This is a genomic window from Pantoea sp. nfd-35, from assembly GCF_056892255.1.
The window spans coordinates 613,662-628,784 of sequence record NZ_CP122403.1 but is presented as its reverse complement, the minus strand read 5'-3'; the positions used below and the strand labels follow the sequence as shown (position 1 = coordinate 628,784).

General features: G+C 54.5%; 16 protein-coding genes. 12 read left to right on the top strand and 4 right to left on the bottom strand.

Going from position 1 to position 15,123, the window contains the following annotated elements; all coding sequences use genetic code 11:
• The first annotated feature begins 44 nt into the window (after positions 1-44).
• Entirely contained in the window at positions 45-548 is a 504-nt protein-coding gene (locus P9J57_RS03015) for a M48 metallopeptidase family protein (RefSeq protein WP_014604939.1), read from the top strand.
• On the opposite strand, the gene P9J57_RS03010 is transcribed toward P9J57_RS03015, so the two are convergent.
• Positions 545-2,233 (bottom strand): chloride channel protein, encoded by a 1,689-nt coding sequence (locus tag P9J57_RS03010; RefSeq protein ID WP_013027320.1) that lies wholly within the window; start codon positions 2,231-2,233, stop codon positions 545-547. The genes P9J57_RS03015 and P9J57_RS03010 overlap by 4 nt on opposite strands.
• A 135-nt stretch (positions 2,234-2,368) precedes the next feature.
• On the opposite strand from P9J57_RS03010, the gene P9J57_RS03005 reads away from it, so the two are divergent.
• Together P9J57_RS03005 and P9J57_RS03000 are read left to right on the top strand one after the other, a co-directional pair.
• Positions 2,369-3,349 (top strand): Gfo/Idh/MocA family protein, encoded by a 981-nt coding sequence (locus tag P9J57_RS03005; RefSeq protein ID WP_015699456.1) that lies wholly within the window; start codon positions 2,369-2,371, stop codon positions 3,347-3,349.
• A 260-nt stretch (positions 3,350-3,609) separates the two neighbouring features.
• The gene (locus tag P9J57_RS03000) at positions 3,610-4,581 is read left to right on the top strand and encodes a TerC family protein (protein WP_013027322.1); all 972 of its coding nucleotides are present in this window, start codon (positions 3,610-3,612) and stop codon (positions 4,579-4,581) included.
• A 54-nt stretch (positions 4,582-4,635) separates the two neighbouring features.
• Here P9J57_RS03000 and P9J57_RS02995 read toward each other — a convergent pair whose 3' ends face one another.
• The 3 genes from P9J57_RS02995 to uxaC are packed head-to-tail and all read right to left on the bottom strand — an operon-like array spanning position 4,636 to position 8,995.
• Positions 4,636-6,126, bottom strand: coding sequence for a UxaA family hydrolase (locus P9J57_RS02995; RefSeq protein ID WP_013027323.1), 1,491 nt, complete (start codon positions 6,124-6,126; stop codon positions 4,636-4,638).
• A 2-nt stretch (positions 6,127-6,128) separates the two neighbouring features.
• Complete coding sequence (locus P9J57_RS02990; RefSeq protein ID WP_110015316.1) at positions 6,129-7,577, bottom strand: tagaturonate reductase; 1,449 nt, start codon at positions 7,575-7,577, stop codon at positions 6,129-6,131.
• A 2-nt stretch (positions 7,578-7,579) separates the two neighbouring features.
• Positions 7,580-8,995: a glucuronate isomerase gene (gene uxaC / locus P9J57_RS02985; RefSeq protein WP_019104886.1), complete on the bottom strand. Its 1,416-nt coding sequence runs from the start codon at positions 8,993-8,995 to the stop codon at positions 7,580-7,582.
• 399 nt (positions 8,996-9,394) lie between these two features.
• Between uxaC and P9J57_RS02980 the strand changes: the two genes are divergently transcribed.
• The 9 genes from P9J57_RS02980 to P9J57_RS02940 all read left to right on the top strand — a co-directional run bounded on the left by P9J57_RS02980 (position 9,395) and on the right by P9J57_RS02940 (position 15,093).
• A complete protein-coding gene (locus P9J57_RS02980; RefSeq protein ID WP_013027326.1) occupies positions 9,395-10,699 on the top strand; it encodes an MFS transporter in 1,305 nt (434 codons plus the stop codon).
• An 87-nt stretch (positions 10,700-10,786) separates the two neighbouring features.
• Entirely contained in the window at positions 10,787-11,563 is a 777-nt protein-coding gene (gene exuR, locus P9J57_RS02975; RefSeq protein ID WP_019104887.1) for a transcriptional regulator ExuR, read from the top strand.
• 312 nt (positions 11,564-11,875) lie between these two features.
• Complete coding sequence (locus P9J57_RS02970) at positions 11,876-12,550, top strand: DedA family protein (protein WP_015699452.1); 675 nt, start codon at positions 11,876-11,878, stop codon at positions 12,548-12,550.
• Positions 12,547-12,894 carry an EnvZ/OmpR regulon moderator MzrA gene (mzrA, locus tag P9J57_RS02965; protein WP_013027329.1) on the top strand — a complete coding sequence of 116 codons (348 nt, stop codon included), beginning with the start codon at positions 12,547-12,549 and terminating at the stop codon, positions 12,892-12,894. The genes P9J57_RS02970 and mzrA overlap by 4 nt, the downstream gene beginning before the upstream one ends.
• A gap of 187 nt (positions 12,895-13,081) precedes the next feature.
• A complete protein-coding gene (locus tag P9J57_RS02960; RefSeq protein WP_013027330.1) occupies positions 13,082-13,456 on the top strand; it encodes a DUF1090 domain-containing protein in 375 nt (124 codons plus the stop codon).
• 35 nt (positions 13,457-13,491) lie between these two features.
• Entirely contained in the window at positions 13,492-13,797 is a 306-nt protein-coding gene (locus tag P9J57_RS02955) for an ElaB/YgaM/YqjD family protein (protein WP_014604934.1), read from the top strand.
• 2 nt (positions 13,798-13,799) lie between these two features.
• Positions 13,800-14,195 (top strand): phage holin family protein, encoded by a 396-nt coding sequence (locus tag P9J57_RS02950; protein ID WP_013027332.1) that lies wholly within the window; start codon positions 13,800-13,802, stop codon positions 14,193-14,195.
• Positions 14,195-14,479, top strand: a complete 285-nt coding sequence (locus P9J57_RS02945) for a YqjK-like family protein (protein WP_028715839.1) — start codon at positions 14,195-14,197, stop codon at positions 14,477-14,479. Before P9J57_RS02950 ends, P9J57_RS02945 begins: the two co-directional genes overlap by 1 nt.
• A gap of 203 nt (positions 14,480-14,682) precedes the next feature.
• Positions 14,683-15,093, top strand: a complete 411-nt coding sequence (locus P9J57_RS02940) for a DoxX family protein (protein WP_024471122.1) — start codon at positions 14,683-14,685, stop codon at positions 15,091-15,093.
• The last annotated feature ends 30 nt before the right edge of the window (positions 15,094-15,123 follow it).

Sequence of the window (15,123 nt, the reverse complement as noted above, 5' to 3'; positions counted from 1 at the left end):
CCAAAAAGGGGGCGCAGTATACTGTCTTTCGCCGGGAATCTCTAATGTCCTCACTTATCTATCTTCAGGGTTATCCTGAGTCCATCCTTGAGCAGGTGCAGACCCTTATCGATCGTCAGCGTTTAGGTCCGGTGCTGCAACAGCGCTATCCTGATATGCATGACAGAGTGAGTGATAAGGCGCTGTACGACTTCACACTGGCGCTGAAAAACCGCTACATGCGAAATGCTCCGCCGATCAATAAGGTGGTATGGGACAACAAGATTAAGGTGATGAAGCATGCGCTGGGTTTGCACACCGCCATCTCCCGCGTGCAGGGCGGCAACCTGAAAGCCAAAGCCGAGATCCGTATTTCGACGTTTTTCCGCCAGGCGCCCGAACCCTTTTTACGCATGATCGTGGTGCATGAGCTGGCACACCTGAAAGAGAAAAACCACGACAAGGCATTCTATCAGCTGTGCTGCCATATGGAGCCGGACTACCACCAGCTCGAATTCGATGCGCGCCTGTGGATGACGGAACAGGCGATGCGGGGCAACGCAGCTTAGAGAAACTGCTGCGCTTGCTGAATCAGGCTGGTTTTGGTGAGCGCCCCCAGGAAACGCCGCTCCTGCGGGTTATTCAGCACCGGCAGGCGCTCCAGCGTCACGGCCGCAAAGGCTTCCCACCCTTCCCGTAGGCTTTGATTCTGATAGGCGACCGGGAAATCCTGATCCATCACGCACTGCACCGGCGAGTCCAGATTAATCTCCTGTGCCAGCACCCTGCGCGATATCTCATGAATCGAGACAACGCCCAGGAATGCACCTTCCGCGTTGATCACATAAACATAGCGTTCGCGCTTAAGCGAACTCACCGCCAGCGCTTCGCCCACCGACGCTTCAGGCTGGAGCGCCGCGCCCGGAATAATCAGCTCGCTGATGCGCATATTATCGAAGTCATATTTGGCTTCAGAGCGGTTGAAGTGGTGAGTCACGACCGGATAGGTACTTGCCATTTGCAGGCGATAAACCACCATTGTCGCCAGCACGGAAGCGATCATGACCGGGAACAGCAAGCTACTGTTGAGCGTCATTTCCAGCACCATCAGCATCGCCATCAGGGGAGCCTGACTCACGGCAGCCAGCACCGCCGCCATGCCTACGGCGGCGAACAGCAAAACGTTATCTAGCGGAAGATGCAGCGCCACGCCGCCGAGTGCAATGACCATGCCCAGCAGCGCGCCAATGAGCAGGGACGGCGTAAACAGCCCGCCCACCGCATTGGATCCCACGGAAAGAGTAGTCGCCAGGGTTTTTAACACCAGTAGCAGCAGTAACCCGGACAGCAGATAATGACCCGCCATCACCTTCACAATCACCTCGTAGCCATTCCCGAGGATATCGGTTGAGATGAGCGCAAGCAGGCCCACGGCAAATCCCCCTGCCCCAAGGCGCAACGGCAAGGACTTGACCCGACTGAACAGCGTTTTAGCGCGCGCAATCAGCCGAATAAGGAGTAAGCCGGCCAGACCAGACAGTAAACCGATCAGGATGGTAATCAGCAGGCTGTAACTATCCATCGTGAAGCTGACATCGGCCAGCGGATACAGCGCATTACGAAAGCCTAACGTCCACATGGTCATAACCGCCACAGCGGACGACACCACCAGCGGAATCAGCCGTTGTAAAGCCGACATGCCAAAAGCAATTTCCGCCACGAAGATAGCCGACGCCAGCGGCGCATGATAAACCGACGAAAGACCGGCGGCGGCGGCCATGGCGACGACGTCACTGTTTTTTAACTGCAACGCGCCGGGCAACACGCGCCCAATGATGCTGCCGCACAGGGCGGCAAGCTGAACCATTGGGCCTTCTTTACCGATTGACGCGCCGCTGCCAATACTGGCTATCGACGACAGTGCCCGGAAGAGCGAGGTTTTGGTGGGCACGACATCAAGGCGCGCGTTGATGACTTCCAGATAATCTGTTTTTACGGTTTGCTGCTGCTCGATTGCCACCGCATAGCGCAGGAAGAATCCCGCCAGCAGTCCGCCGACACCGACCAGAACCGGCCAGAATATCCAGGGCCAGAGATGCAGAGATTCGGTAATGTCGTTGCTGCGGCCAAACAGCAACTGATTGATAAACTCGATCGTTTCACGAAATAACAAGGTAACTAACGACGCCGCACAGCCAACCGGGATGGCGATAAGCAATGTGGTCCAGTTTAGTGCATGTTTACTTCCTTTCACCTGCGCTCCCCGTCTTGTGCTTAACGTGCGTTATCGAGACATATTATTGGAATGGAGATCTCAGGATCAACGTCTGGCGTTGCCTGCCCGGTTTCAGATGCTACTCTGCGTTTTTATCTGTGCAGGAGGCTAACTGTGATTCGCTTTGCCATTGTGGGAACCAACTGGATTACGCGTCAGTTTATTGAAGCGGCACATGAAACCGGCAAGATGACGCTCTGTGCCGTCTATTCGCGCACTCTGCAGCAGGCAGAGGCATTCCGTCATGATTATCCCTGCGACCAGCTTTTTACGTCGCTGGAGGCCATGGCCGCCCATCCTGAAATCGATGCCGTGTATATCGCCAGCCCCAACGCCCTGCACTGTCAGCAGGCCATGCTGTTTATGTCGCAGGGTAAACACGTGATTTGCGAAAAGCCGCTGGCCTCGAATCTGCAGGAAGCTGAGGCGATGATCGCCTGCGCCTTCCGGCATCAGGTCGTGCTGTTTGAAGCCTTTAAAACCGCCAGCTTACCGAACTTTATTCAACTGCAACAGGGGCTGGCAAAGACTGGCACACTGCGCAAGGCGCTGCTGAACTATTGCCAGTATTCCTCCCGTTATCCGCGTTACCTGAATGGCGAGCGGCCTAATACTTTCGATCCCCGCTGGTCCAACGGCTCCATCATGGATATCGGTTACTATTGCCTGGCGCTGGCCGTCACGCTATGGGGCGAGCCGCAGCAGGTTAACGCCTCCGCCACCCTGCTGGAAAGCGGCGTCGATGCGCACGGCACGGTGATCCTCAATTATGGTGAGTTTGATGTCACGATTGTGCACTCCAAGGTCAGTGACTCCGTGCTGGCCAGTGAAATTCAGGGTGAGGCGGGATCGCTGGTGATAAACCGCATCGCTGAGTGCCAGTCAGTGACCTTTATCCCGCGTGAAGGGGATAAACAGGCGTTAACCCAGCCGCAGCATATCAACAGCATGTTGTATGAAGCAGAGACCTTTGTGCGGCTGGTTGAACAGCGCCATGTCAGCCATCCGGCGCTGGCGGTTTCCCGTTGCGTGGCCGGATTACTCACCGAGATCCGACGTCAGACGGGCGTCGTTTTTCCGGCCGATGCATCCTGAATGTAAATATTTCAAAATATGACTGGCAATGATTGATTCCTGAGCGCCAGCCACGTAACTTACCCGCTTGCAAAGGGGAGTAACTTGTAAGCTGATTGATCGTCACTACGTTGCGCACGCATCCGGTCATCAGGCAACCCAGAATCAATTCCTGAGTTGTAAGTGAGACCTTGCCGGAAGGCGAGGTTTGCTTACACTGAATAAGCGGCTGACGTCTTCTGACTTCAGCCGTTTTTTTATTTTTCAGACAGGATACGATTATGCAAACTGTAGGTACGCCACTCCTCTGGGGCAGTTTTGCGGTTGTAGTAGTTATCATGCTGGCGATTGACCTGTTCTTACAGGGCCGTCGCGGTTCGCAAACCATGTCCTTTAAACAGGCTGCGGTCTGGTCGCTGATTTGGGTTTCCGTCTCGCTCCTGTTCAGTGCTGCATTTTGGTGGTATCTGGACGGCACCGCCGGACGCGAAGTCGCCACCAGTCAGACGCTGGCTTTCCTGACCGGCTACGTGCTGGAAAAATCCCTCGCGGTCGATAACGTTTTCGTCTGGCTGATGCTGTTCAGCTACTTCTCTGTTCCTGCCAACCTGCAACGTCGTGTGCTGATCTACGGTGTACTGGGCGCTATCGTGCTGCGTACCATCATGATCTTCGCGGGTAGCTGGCTGGTCACGCAGTTTAGCTGGATCCTGTATATCTTCGGTGCCTTCCTGCTGTTTACCGGTATCAAAATGGCGATGGCGAAAGAGGATGATGCGGCGGTGGGCGACAAACCGGTGGTGCGCTGGTTGCGTAAACACCTGCGCATGACCGACACGCTGGAAGGGGAGAAATTCTTTACCCGCAAGAACGGCGTACTGTTTGCGACACCGCTGCTGCTGGTACTGATCATGGTCGAATTAAGTGATGTGATCTTTGCCGTCGACAGTATCCCGGCCATCTTTGCCGTCACCACCGATCCCTTTATCGTTCTGACCTCAAACCTGTTTGCGATTCTGGGCCTGCGCGCCATGTACTTCCTGCTGTCTAACGTCGCGGAACGCTTCTCAATGCTGAAATACGGCCTGGCTGTCGTGTTGGTGTTTATCGGTATCAAGATGCTGATTGTCGATATTTACCATATCCCGGTGGCGATATCGCTGGGCGTCGTGGGCGCGATTCTTGCCTCAACCCTGATGATCAACGCCTGGGTGAATCACAAGAACGACAAGAAGAAGCTGACTAAGCCTTAACGACAGGGTAAGGAAACATAGTGAAAAAGGGCGGCAGACATGCCGCCCTTGCGTTTACAGCGTCACGCCGCTTTTAAAAATAGCCAGCTCACGGAAATCATTCTTTTCATTGTTGGTTAATTGCCCGTTGGCAATCGCCACGATGGTGTCAACAAAGTCGGCTAACAGCGCGTCCATGCTCATGCCTTCGACCAGCCTTCCGGCGTTGAAATCAATCCAGTGCGGTTTCTTTTCGGCCAGCGGCGTGTTGGTGGCCAGCTTGACCGTAGGGACAAATCCGCCGTACGGCGTGCCGCGCCCGGTGCTGAACAGCACCATATGGCAGCCCGCACCGGCCAGCGCACTGGTCGCCACCGCATCGTTCCCCGGCGCGCTGAGCAAGTTAAGGCCCGGCGTTGTCAGACGTTCACCATACTTGAGCACGTCCACCACCTGACTTTGCCCCGCCTTTTGTGTACAGCCGAGTGACTTCTCTTCCAGCGTGGTAATACCGCCTGCTTTATTACCCGGTGACGGGTTTTCATAGATGGGCTGATGATGATCGATAAAGTACTGTTTGAAGTCGTTAATCATCGACACGGTTTTGTCGAAGGTAGCCCGATCCCGGCAACGGCCCATCAGAATCCGTTCGGCCCCAAACATCTCCGGCACTTCCGTCAGCACCGTGGTACCGCCGTTGGCGATCATCTGATCGGAGAAGCGCCCCAGCAGCGGATTCGCCGTAATGCCTGAGAAGCCATCGGAACCGCCACATTCCAGACCGAACTTGAGCTCGCTGAGTGTGCCGGGCGAGCGGCGATCGTGACGCATTTTTTCATAGAGTGCGTGCAGCCGTTCCAGTCCGGCTTCCACTTCATCGTCGTGCTGCTGGCACACCATAAACTCAACGCGATCGCTTTCAAACGCGCCCAGGGTTTCACGAAACACATCCACCTGGTTATTCTCGCAGCCCAGGCCGATGACCAACACCGCGCCGGCATTGGGATGGCGCACCATGTTTTGTAGCATGGTGCGGGTGTTGTCATGATCCTGGCCCAGCTGCGAACAGCCAAAGGTGTGACTAAACAGAAAAGCGCCGTCTGTACCGGCGGCCTCCTGCGTCTCCTTCAGAAAGCGCTGTAAAATCTGTCGCGCAATGCCATTTACGCAGCCGACGGTCGGTAAGATCCACAGCTCGTTCCGAATACCGACATCGCCATTGGCGCGACGGTAAAGTTGTACCTCACGGTCGCCTGGCTGGGTGGCTGACGCAATCTGGTCGGGCTGATATTCATAGTGATCCAGGTCGCTAAGATTGGTGCGCGCATTGTGGGAATGAATCAGCTCCCCTGCCCCAACGGCCTGAGTCGCATGCGCAATCGGCAAACCATATTTTATGATCAACTCGTCCTTGCCGATGGCGCGCAAGGCAAACTTGTGCCCCCGTCCCACGTCCTGAAGCAGCGTGACGGGCTGGGCGGCGAGTTCAATCGTGGTGTCGGCTTCCATATCATGCAACGCCACGGCAACATTGTCCTGCGGATGAATTTTTATGGCGTCTTGCATGGTTATCTCCGTTGGCTCAGCGCGTCACGTATACCGTGCGCGAGGATGCGTTGCAGGTGCTGGCTGACCGTTTCGGCCAGGCCGGGTTGCTGTGTTAAATCTTGTCCCCAGTGCTCGGCATCACTTAATACGCGATTGACCAACGCTAAAGGAGAGATCTGCTCTGCTGCCACGGCGGCCCAGCCCTCTGAGTAGCATTCCAGCCAGTGCGGCTCATCCTGCAGAGGCCAGCTTTTATCCGCCGATTCCCCGCGATAAAACGCAATCAGGGCTGCCAGCGCAAACGTCAGGTGCTGTGGCCACTGCCCTGTTTTCGCATGCGACATCAGCAAAGGTTGTAGCAAGCGCGTACGGAACTTGGTCATGCCGTTCAGGGCGATGGAAAGCAGTGCATGGCGAATAAACGGATTGCGGAAGCGACGCAGTACCGCATCGGCAAAAGCGTTAAGCTCATCAGCGGGCAAATCCAGCGTGGGAATAATCTCTTTGTGCAGCAGCGCATCCACGTACGCCGAGATTTGCTCATCGTCCATCGCCTCTCCTACGCTCTCCAGCCCCGCCAGATACGCAACCGGCACCATGGCCGTGTGAGCGCCGTTCAGAATCGCGACTTTTTGCGCTTTGTACGGGGCAATATCGTCAACGTGGCGGACATGCGGCGCCAGTGCGGCAAGCTTCAGTTCGTCAAACAGCGCAGCTGGCCCCTGAAGAACAAATTGATAATAAACTTCACCGGCCACCAGAAAGCGATCCTGATAGCCCAGTTGGGTTTCAAGCGTGGCGCTCTCTGACGGGAAGCCGGTTACAATGCGATCTACCAGCGTGTTATAGAATGCGCAGCGCGTATCAACCCAGCGTTGAAATTCCCTGGGCAGTTGCCAGAGATCGGCATAGCGCAGCACATGTTCACGCAGCATATCGCCATTGTGATCGACCAGCTCACAGGGCACGATGAGCCAGCCTTTCTCTTTATCACCGTCGAAATGCTGGTAACGCGCCCACAGCAGTTGCGTCAGCTTGCCCGGAAAGCTGGATGCAGGCCGATCGTCCAAGCGATCCGTTTCGGTAAACGCGATGCCGGCTTCGGTGGTATTGGAGAAAACGAACCGCATAGCAGGCTGACGTGCCAGCGCCATAAAATCGTCAAACTGCTGGTAAGGCTGAATCTCACGGTTAAGGCTGCGGATCAGGCGGCTTTCGCTCACCTGTTCGCCTTGCGCGTTCAGCCCGCGGATCAGCGTGGTATACAGACCGTTCTGCTGATTCAGATTGTCGCTGACGTCGCGATTACGCGGCCTGACCACCACCACACCGGCGTCTGTGCCCTGATGTTCATTGAGCCAGTCAAGTTGCCAGTCGATAAAGGCACGCAGAAAGTTACCTTCACCGAACTGAATCACGCGATCGTGGTAGACCGCGCCGGGAAAGTCGTGGCGGTTTAGCCGCTTCATGGTCAGGCTCCCAGCTCAATGCCAAAATAGTCACGGGCATTGTTGAAGCAAATGTTTTGTACCATCTGGCCCAACAGCGCTTCATCTGCAGGCGCTTCGCCCTGTTCGACCCAGCGGCCAATCATCTGGCACAGCAGACGACGGAAATATTCATGACGGGTATAAGAAAGGAAGCTGCGGCTGTCGGTTAACATCCCGACGAAGCGGCTCAGCAGGCCAATTTGCGCCAGCTGCGTCATCTGGCGCTGCATGCCATCCAGTTGATCGTTAAACCACCAGGCGGAACCAAACTGCATTTTCCCGGCCTGGCCTTCGCCCTGGAAATTTCCGGCCATGGTCGCCAGCACTTCATTATCCCGCGGATTCAGACAATAGAGGACGGTTTTAGGCAAGGCGTTATTGAGGTTTTGCGCACCGAGTAAGCGGGCCAGCGGCTCGGCGACGGGTTGATCGTTGATGGAGTCAAAGCCCACATCTGCGCCCAGAAGTTGGAACTGGCGTTGGTTGGTATTGCGCAGCGCGCCGATATGGTACTGCTGCACCCATCCGCGACGAGCATATTCCCCCCCGAGCCATACCAGCACTGCGGTTTTAAACTGGGCGATAGCCTGGGCATCCGGCTTTGCGCCTCCGCGACGATGCGCCAGAATGCTGTCCAGCGTGGTTTCATCGGCATCGGCATAACATACGACGTCCAGCGCATGGTCGGAAATCTTGCAGCCGTGTGCCGCAAAGTGATCCAGACGTTTGCTCAGCGCCTGACGTAAATCATCAAAGCGCTGCACGCTGATATCGGTCAGGCTTTCCAGTTTTTCAATCCACGGCAGGAAGGTGTCGGCTTCGATATTAAAGGCTTTATCCGGACGCCAGCTTGGCAACACCTTCACCTTGAAGCTGCTGTCTTCTGCCAATACGCGGTGATGTGTCAGATCGTCCAGCGGATCGTCGGTGGTCCCGACCATCTTAACGTTCATCTGCTGCATGATGCCGCGCGCGGTGAAATCGTCCTGCGCCAGTAAATCGTTGCAACGCTGCCAGATCTCATCAGCCGTTTTTTCGGACAGCAGCACGCCGGTAATGCCGAAGGGACGCCGCAGCTCCAGATGCGTCCAGTGGTAAAGCGGATTGCCAATGGTTTGCGGCACGGTGCGCGCCCAGGCATTGAATTTATCCCGATCGCTGGCGTCGCCGGTGCACAGCGCCTCAGCCACACCGTTAGCCCGCATCGCCCGCCACTTATAGTGATCGCCTTTCAGCCAGATATCGTAAAGGTTGGCAAAACGATAGTTTTCAGCAATCTGCTGCGGCGGTAAATGGCAGTGATAATCATAGACAGGCTGGTCTTTGGCGTAGTCGTGATAGAGACGACGGGCGAACTCAGTGTCCAGCAAAAAATCCTCGGTCATGAAACGCGACATAAAAAGCTTCCTTATGGGATGACCCCTGAATGGCTCAAAGTTATCATACCAATTTTGGCTGACTGCAGGTTTTTTTACGACTCAGGTCACATTTAAGCAAGATGATCACATCCCATATGGACCTTATTGTCGCCCGCAGCGCGCTAACTGGCTGTGTTCTCGTCTGTTTGCAGTATCCCACAAGCTATTGCGGGTTTTTGTGATGGCTTTCAACTTTTAAAGTTGTATAACAAGTTAGGCTCTCGCTTTACCGCAAGGTAACAACTTTCTTACACAAGGCAAGGCAGATAACGGTCGCTGGTGCAGGGCCGGCGGGCGTGAGCAGAGCTGTATCACGAGATGTCCCGCTCCAGATAACAACAGCGGTAAGACCGCGCAAACAACTGGAAGAGGTACAGAATGCGTAAGATCAAAGGATTACGCTGGTATATGATTGGCCTGGTTACCCTGGGTACGGTACTCGGCTATCTGACGCGTAACACGATTGCCGTGGCAGCCCCGACGCTACAAACCGAACTGCATATCACCACCCAGCAATACTCCTATATTGTGGCGGCATACTCTGCCTGCTACACCGTCATGCAGCCTGTCGCAGGTTACGTTCTTGACTTACTGGGCACCAAAGTGGGCTACGCGGTGTTTGCTGTGCTGTGGGCGATCTTTTGCGCCGCGACGGCGCTGGCGGGAAGCTGGGGCGGTCTGGCCCTGGCGCGCGGCGCAGTGGGTGCCGCAGAAGCCGCGATGATCCCTGCCGGGCTAAAAGCCAGTAGCGAATGGTTTCCGGCGAAAGAACGCTCGGTAGCGGTGGGCTATTTTAACGTCGGCTCCTCCATCGGCGCGATGCTGGCACCTCCCCTGGTGGTCTGGGCGATTGTTGCGCACAGCTGGCAGATGGCCTTTATTATCGCGGGCGTACTGAGCATGATTTGGGCGCTATGCTGGCTGGTGTTTTATAAGCATCCCAAGCAGCAGAAAAAGCTGAGTGACGAAGAGCGCCACTACATTATTTCGGGTCAGGAGCTGCAGCATCAAACCGGCAACACCACCAAAATGTCGGCCCTGCAGATCCTGCGCAATCGCCAGTTCTGGGGCATCGCCCTGCCACGCTTTCTGGCTGAACCGGCATGGGGAACGTTCAACGCCTGGATTCCGCTGTTTATGTTTAAAGTTTACGGCTTTAACCTGAAAGAGATCGCGCTGTTCGCCTGGATGCCCATGCTGTTTGCCGACTTTGGTTGTATCCTGGGCGGTTACTTGCCCCCGCTGTTTCAGCGCTGGTTTGGGGTCAACCTGATTGTGTCACGTAAGATGGTGGTCACCATGGGCGCAATCTTAATGATCGGCCCGGGCACCATTGGTTTATTTACCAGCCCTTATATTGCTATCGCGCTGCTGTGCGTAGGCGGCTTTGCCCACCAGGCGCTGTCTGGTGCGTTGATTACCCTGTCTTCCGATGTATTTGGTCGTAACGAAGTTGCCACGGCGAACGGCCTGACCGGGATGGCGGCCTGGACAGCCAGCACCCTGTTTGCGCTGGTCGTCGGTGCGTTGGCCGATACATTAGGCTTTAGCCCACTGTTTGCCGCCCTGGCCGTGTTCGACTTGCTCGGTGCCGTGGTGATCTGGACAGTGTTAAAAAATAAACCCATTTCTGAACTGCAGACCGCCCCTTCCCCTTCTCAGGCTGCGCCGATACGTAGCTGATCCTGAGGGCTGGCCCGTGCCAGCCCTTTTCTTCTCTTGCCGCAAAGTGGTATAACAACTTATCTGCTCGTTACTTTGGATTGCCTCATGGACCTCACTGAATCTCGTCGACTTTATCAACAGCTGGCCAGCGAGTTAAAACGCCGCATTGAAAACGGGGTTTACCAGGTGGGAGAGAAACTGCCCGCAGAGCGCCTGATCGCTGAAGAAATGGAAGTCAGCCGCACGGTGGTGCGCGAAGCCATCATCATGCTGGAGGTTGAAGGCTACGTTGAGGTGCGCAAAGGCTCGGGCATTCACGTGATTTCCAGCCAGCAGCAAAACCGGGTCGCCGAAAGCAGCAGCCAGCTAGAGTTTGCCGCCTTTGGCCCGTTTGAACTGTTGCAGGCGCGCCAGCTTATTGAAAGTAACGTTGCCGAGTTCGCAGCAACCCAGGTGACACGTCAGGATATTGTCGATTTAATGGCGATTCAGGAGAAAGCGCGACAGGAGGACCATTTCAGGGACTCTGAATGGGATATGAGGTTTCACGTTCGTATTGCTCAGTCGACGCAAAACAGCGCCCTGGCCGCGATTGTCGAGAAGATGTGGCTGCACCGTTTACACAACCCTTACTGGCTTAAGCTGCATGAGCATATCGATCAGCGCAGTATCGTAAGCTGGTGCGACGATCACGATCAGATTCTTAAAGCATTAATCCGCAAAGATCCCGCCGCCAGTAAGCTGGCAATGTGGCAACATCTCGAAAATACTAAGCAGATGTTATTTAACGCCACCGCCGACGATTTTGAGTTCAATGTTGACCGCTACATGTTCAGTGAAAATCCGGTTGTCCTTCCGGATGCAGATACGATTCAGCGTTAATTTGACTGAAAAACAGTCAGTTAATCTGCAATAGTGTCAGGACATGTAAAACTCCTTTTTACATCGAGATACAGAGGGTAAAACTCCTGTTCGTTTAGGAGTAGTTCTGTCTCCGAAGCTTGATTTTTGTTACAGTTATCATCCTTTTCTTACCTTTTGCGATAAGGGCTTATCAAATCGCTGATTTAACAATCAGTTCTGGAAGGATCCAGAAACGCTTGCTCAGACTACGCTCTCAGAATCGATAAAAAATGTCAGTCTGCGCTGAGGTCCCTGTGGGACATGTTCAACGATGATGTTCGGGAATGATTGATGGAAATTTTGCAAGCGCTGCTGCATGCCTTGTGGCAACAGGATTATGAAACGCTTTCCGATCCAACACTGGTGTGGGCAATTTACGGCGTCTTATTTATGATCCTTTTTCTGGAAAACGGCTTATTGCCTGCCGCTTTCCTGCCCGGTGACAGCCTGCTGATTCTGGTGGGCGTGCTGATTGCCAAAGGAACCATGAGTTTTCCGCTGACCATTCTGGTCCTCACCACCGGCGCCAGCCTGGGTTGCTGGGTGAGCTATATTCAGGGCCGCTGGCTGGGGAACACGCCGACGGTGCAAAACTGGCTATCACACCTTCCTGCCCGCTATCATCAGCGTGCACATAATCTGTTTCACCGTCACGGCTTATCGGCACTGCTCATTGGCCGTTTCATTGCTTTCGTGCGTACGCTGCTGCCCACAATTGCGGGCCTTTCCGGTTTAAGCAACGCCCGTTTCCAGTTTTTTAACTGGATGAGTGGCTTTCTGTGGGTCGTCATTCTCACGGTTCTGGGCTTTGCCTTAGGCAAAACGCCGATCTTCCGCCGCTACGAAGATGAACTGATGTTTTTCCTGATGATGCTGCCGCTGGTGTTGCTGGTGATTGGGCTGATGGGCTCGCTGATTGTGCTGTGGCGTAAACGCCGCGCGAACCAGCGTGGTGAGGGCTCATGAAACCTTTACACGCTTTTCCTAAACGCTGGCTTCCCTGGTTAATTGGCGGGGCATTTGCGCTGGTAGCGGTCAGCATGATGCCCAGCCTGATGCGCCATGAAAACGTGGTGCAGATTCGCGTTTCGCACGCGGGTGCCCCGATGCCCGATGGCTTCTATCTCTATCAGCAGCTGAGCGCCCAGGGTATTCGAATCAAAAGCATCACGCCCTCAGGGGATGCGTTGATTATTCATTTTGACAACGAAGAGCAAAGCCTCGCCGCGCAGAAAGTTCTGCGTCGATTGCTGCCGGACGGGTTTATCGTCGCGCAACACGACCAGGCGGCTCACCTTTCACTTGCATAATTCCTCGCCCTTCTTAAACGCTTAGCGCACTTTCAGGCTGTGCTAAGCGTTTCTCTGTATATCGGTGATCTTTGGACTTTTTCCACCTGATGTCTATGCTTAAACTAAGGCGGGTTATCAGCGCACTGCGGAGGGTTCTTGCAGTGCGCTGAATTAAGTCAGGCAACAATGGAAGGTACAAAGCCGAATGAAACATACGTTACTACTGGGAATCACGCTGTTTTCTCTTTCAGGCTCCCTGATGGCGGCACAGTCGCTGTGTCAGCAAAAAGAGCAGGACATTCAGCGTGAAATCGAGATGGCTCAGAAGCACAACAATCAGCGCCGTGTGAACGGTCTGGAGCGCGCCCTTACCGAGGTGCGCGCGGGATGTACTGATAAAAAGCTTAAAGCCTCGCATCTGGAAAAAATCAACGCTCAGAAAGAGAAAGTGGCTGAGCGTGAGCGCGAACTCAAGGAAGAGCGCGACGAAGGTCATGACAAGGACAAGATTGCAAAACGCGAACGCAAGCTGGAAGAAGCACGCCAGGAGCTTAAGAAGTTACAGGCGGAGCCCTATTAATCGGATTCAATCTACTGATGTTAAAGGAGTATTTTATGTCTAAAGACACATCATCGGAATATTTGCGTGCTGAATTGAAAAACCTGGCGGATACGCTGGAAGAAGTCCTGAGCAGCGGGACTGAAAAGTCCAAAGGTGAACTGGATAAGCTCCGTCACAAAGCGCGCGTTGCGCTGGACAGCTCTCGTGAGCGTTTAGGTGAATCGGGTGAGCGCCTGGCGGCGACTACGCGCGAAGCGGCGCAGAAAGCAGATGGTTATGTGCGTGATAATCCATGGCATGGCGTGGGTATCGGTGCCGCCATCGGCGTTGCCATCGGTATGCTGATCTCGCGTCGTTAATCATGACGGATTCACAGCAGAACCACGGACCGGCCAAAGGGGTCATCAATATTGGTCAGCGTATCGTCACCACGCTGGTTGGTATGGTCGAAACACGCGTTCGTCTTGCAGTGGTAGAGCTGGAAGAAGAGAAGGCCAATATCATCCAGATGCTGTTGATGCTTGGCCTGACCATGCTCTTCACGGCTTTTGGCCTGATGAGCCTGATGGTGCTGATTATCTGGGCAGTTGATGCGCAGTATCGTTTAATGGCTATTGCCATCACCACTGGCGTGCTGTTCTTGCTGGCGTTGATCTTTGGGCTATGGACACTGCGTAAATCACGTCAGTCAACCCTGCTGCGCCACACGCGCAAGGAACTGGCTAACGATCGTGATCTGCTTGAGGATAACCGGTAATGAGCCGCCGCGAGCGTGAAGCGCGTATTGATGAACTGCTGAAACAGGTTCAGCAGCAGCGTCTGGACCTGAGTGCCGCGCGGCGTAGCTGGCTGGAGATCACCGCGCCCTACGATCGTGGCTGGTTTACGTTTTTGAGTCTGAAACGCTATCTGGCCATTGGCAGTAGTGCATTAGCTATCTATTCCATTCGCAGTCCTAATCGCCTGCTACGCTGGGCGAAACGGGGCTTTGGCCTGTGGAGTACCTGGCGCATGATTAAATCAGCCCTTCCCCCGCGTTGAATCCCCCAAAGCCAGTCCAGTGCGACTGGCTTTTTCTTTTTTCAGTTTTACTGAATAACATCGACAGTTTATATCGCTTACAACTGTCACTTCTCGCGACTATCATCTCCAGCTATCAGCCCGGCCAATTGCAACCATGCAGTTAACGGGAATATTCACCGCGGGCATCGCTGCCTTGCAAACTTTTAGCGTTGGAGTAGATGATGAAAAAATTCGAAGACAGTGGTTTGTTAGCCGCCCGTATCCTGATGACTATCCTGTTTATTACTGCAGGCTGGGGCAAAATCACCGGTTACGCTGGCACTCAGCACTATATGGAAGCCATGGGCGTGCCCGGCTTCATGCTGCCGCTGGTTATTCTGCTGGAATTTGGCGGCGGCCTGGCCATCATGTTTGGCTTCCTGACCCGTTTTACCGCGCTGTTTACCGCTGGCTTTACGATTCTGACCGCGTTTCTGTTTCACAGTAACTTCGCCGAGGGCGTGAACCAGCTGATGTTCATGAAGAACCTGTCTATCGCTGGCGGTTTCCTGGTGTTAGGTCTGGTAGGTCCGGGTGCCTACAGTATCGATCGCCTGATCAGCAAAAAACCTCAGGGTGCTCTGGCGCGCTAACTGACGCCTGACTACACCGCTTTTCTGACG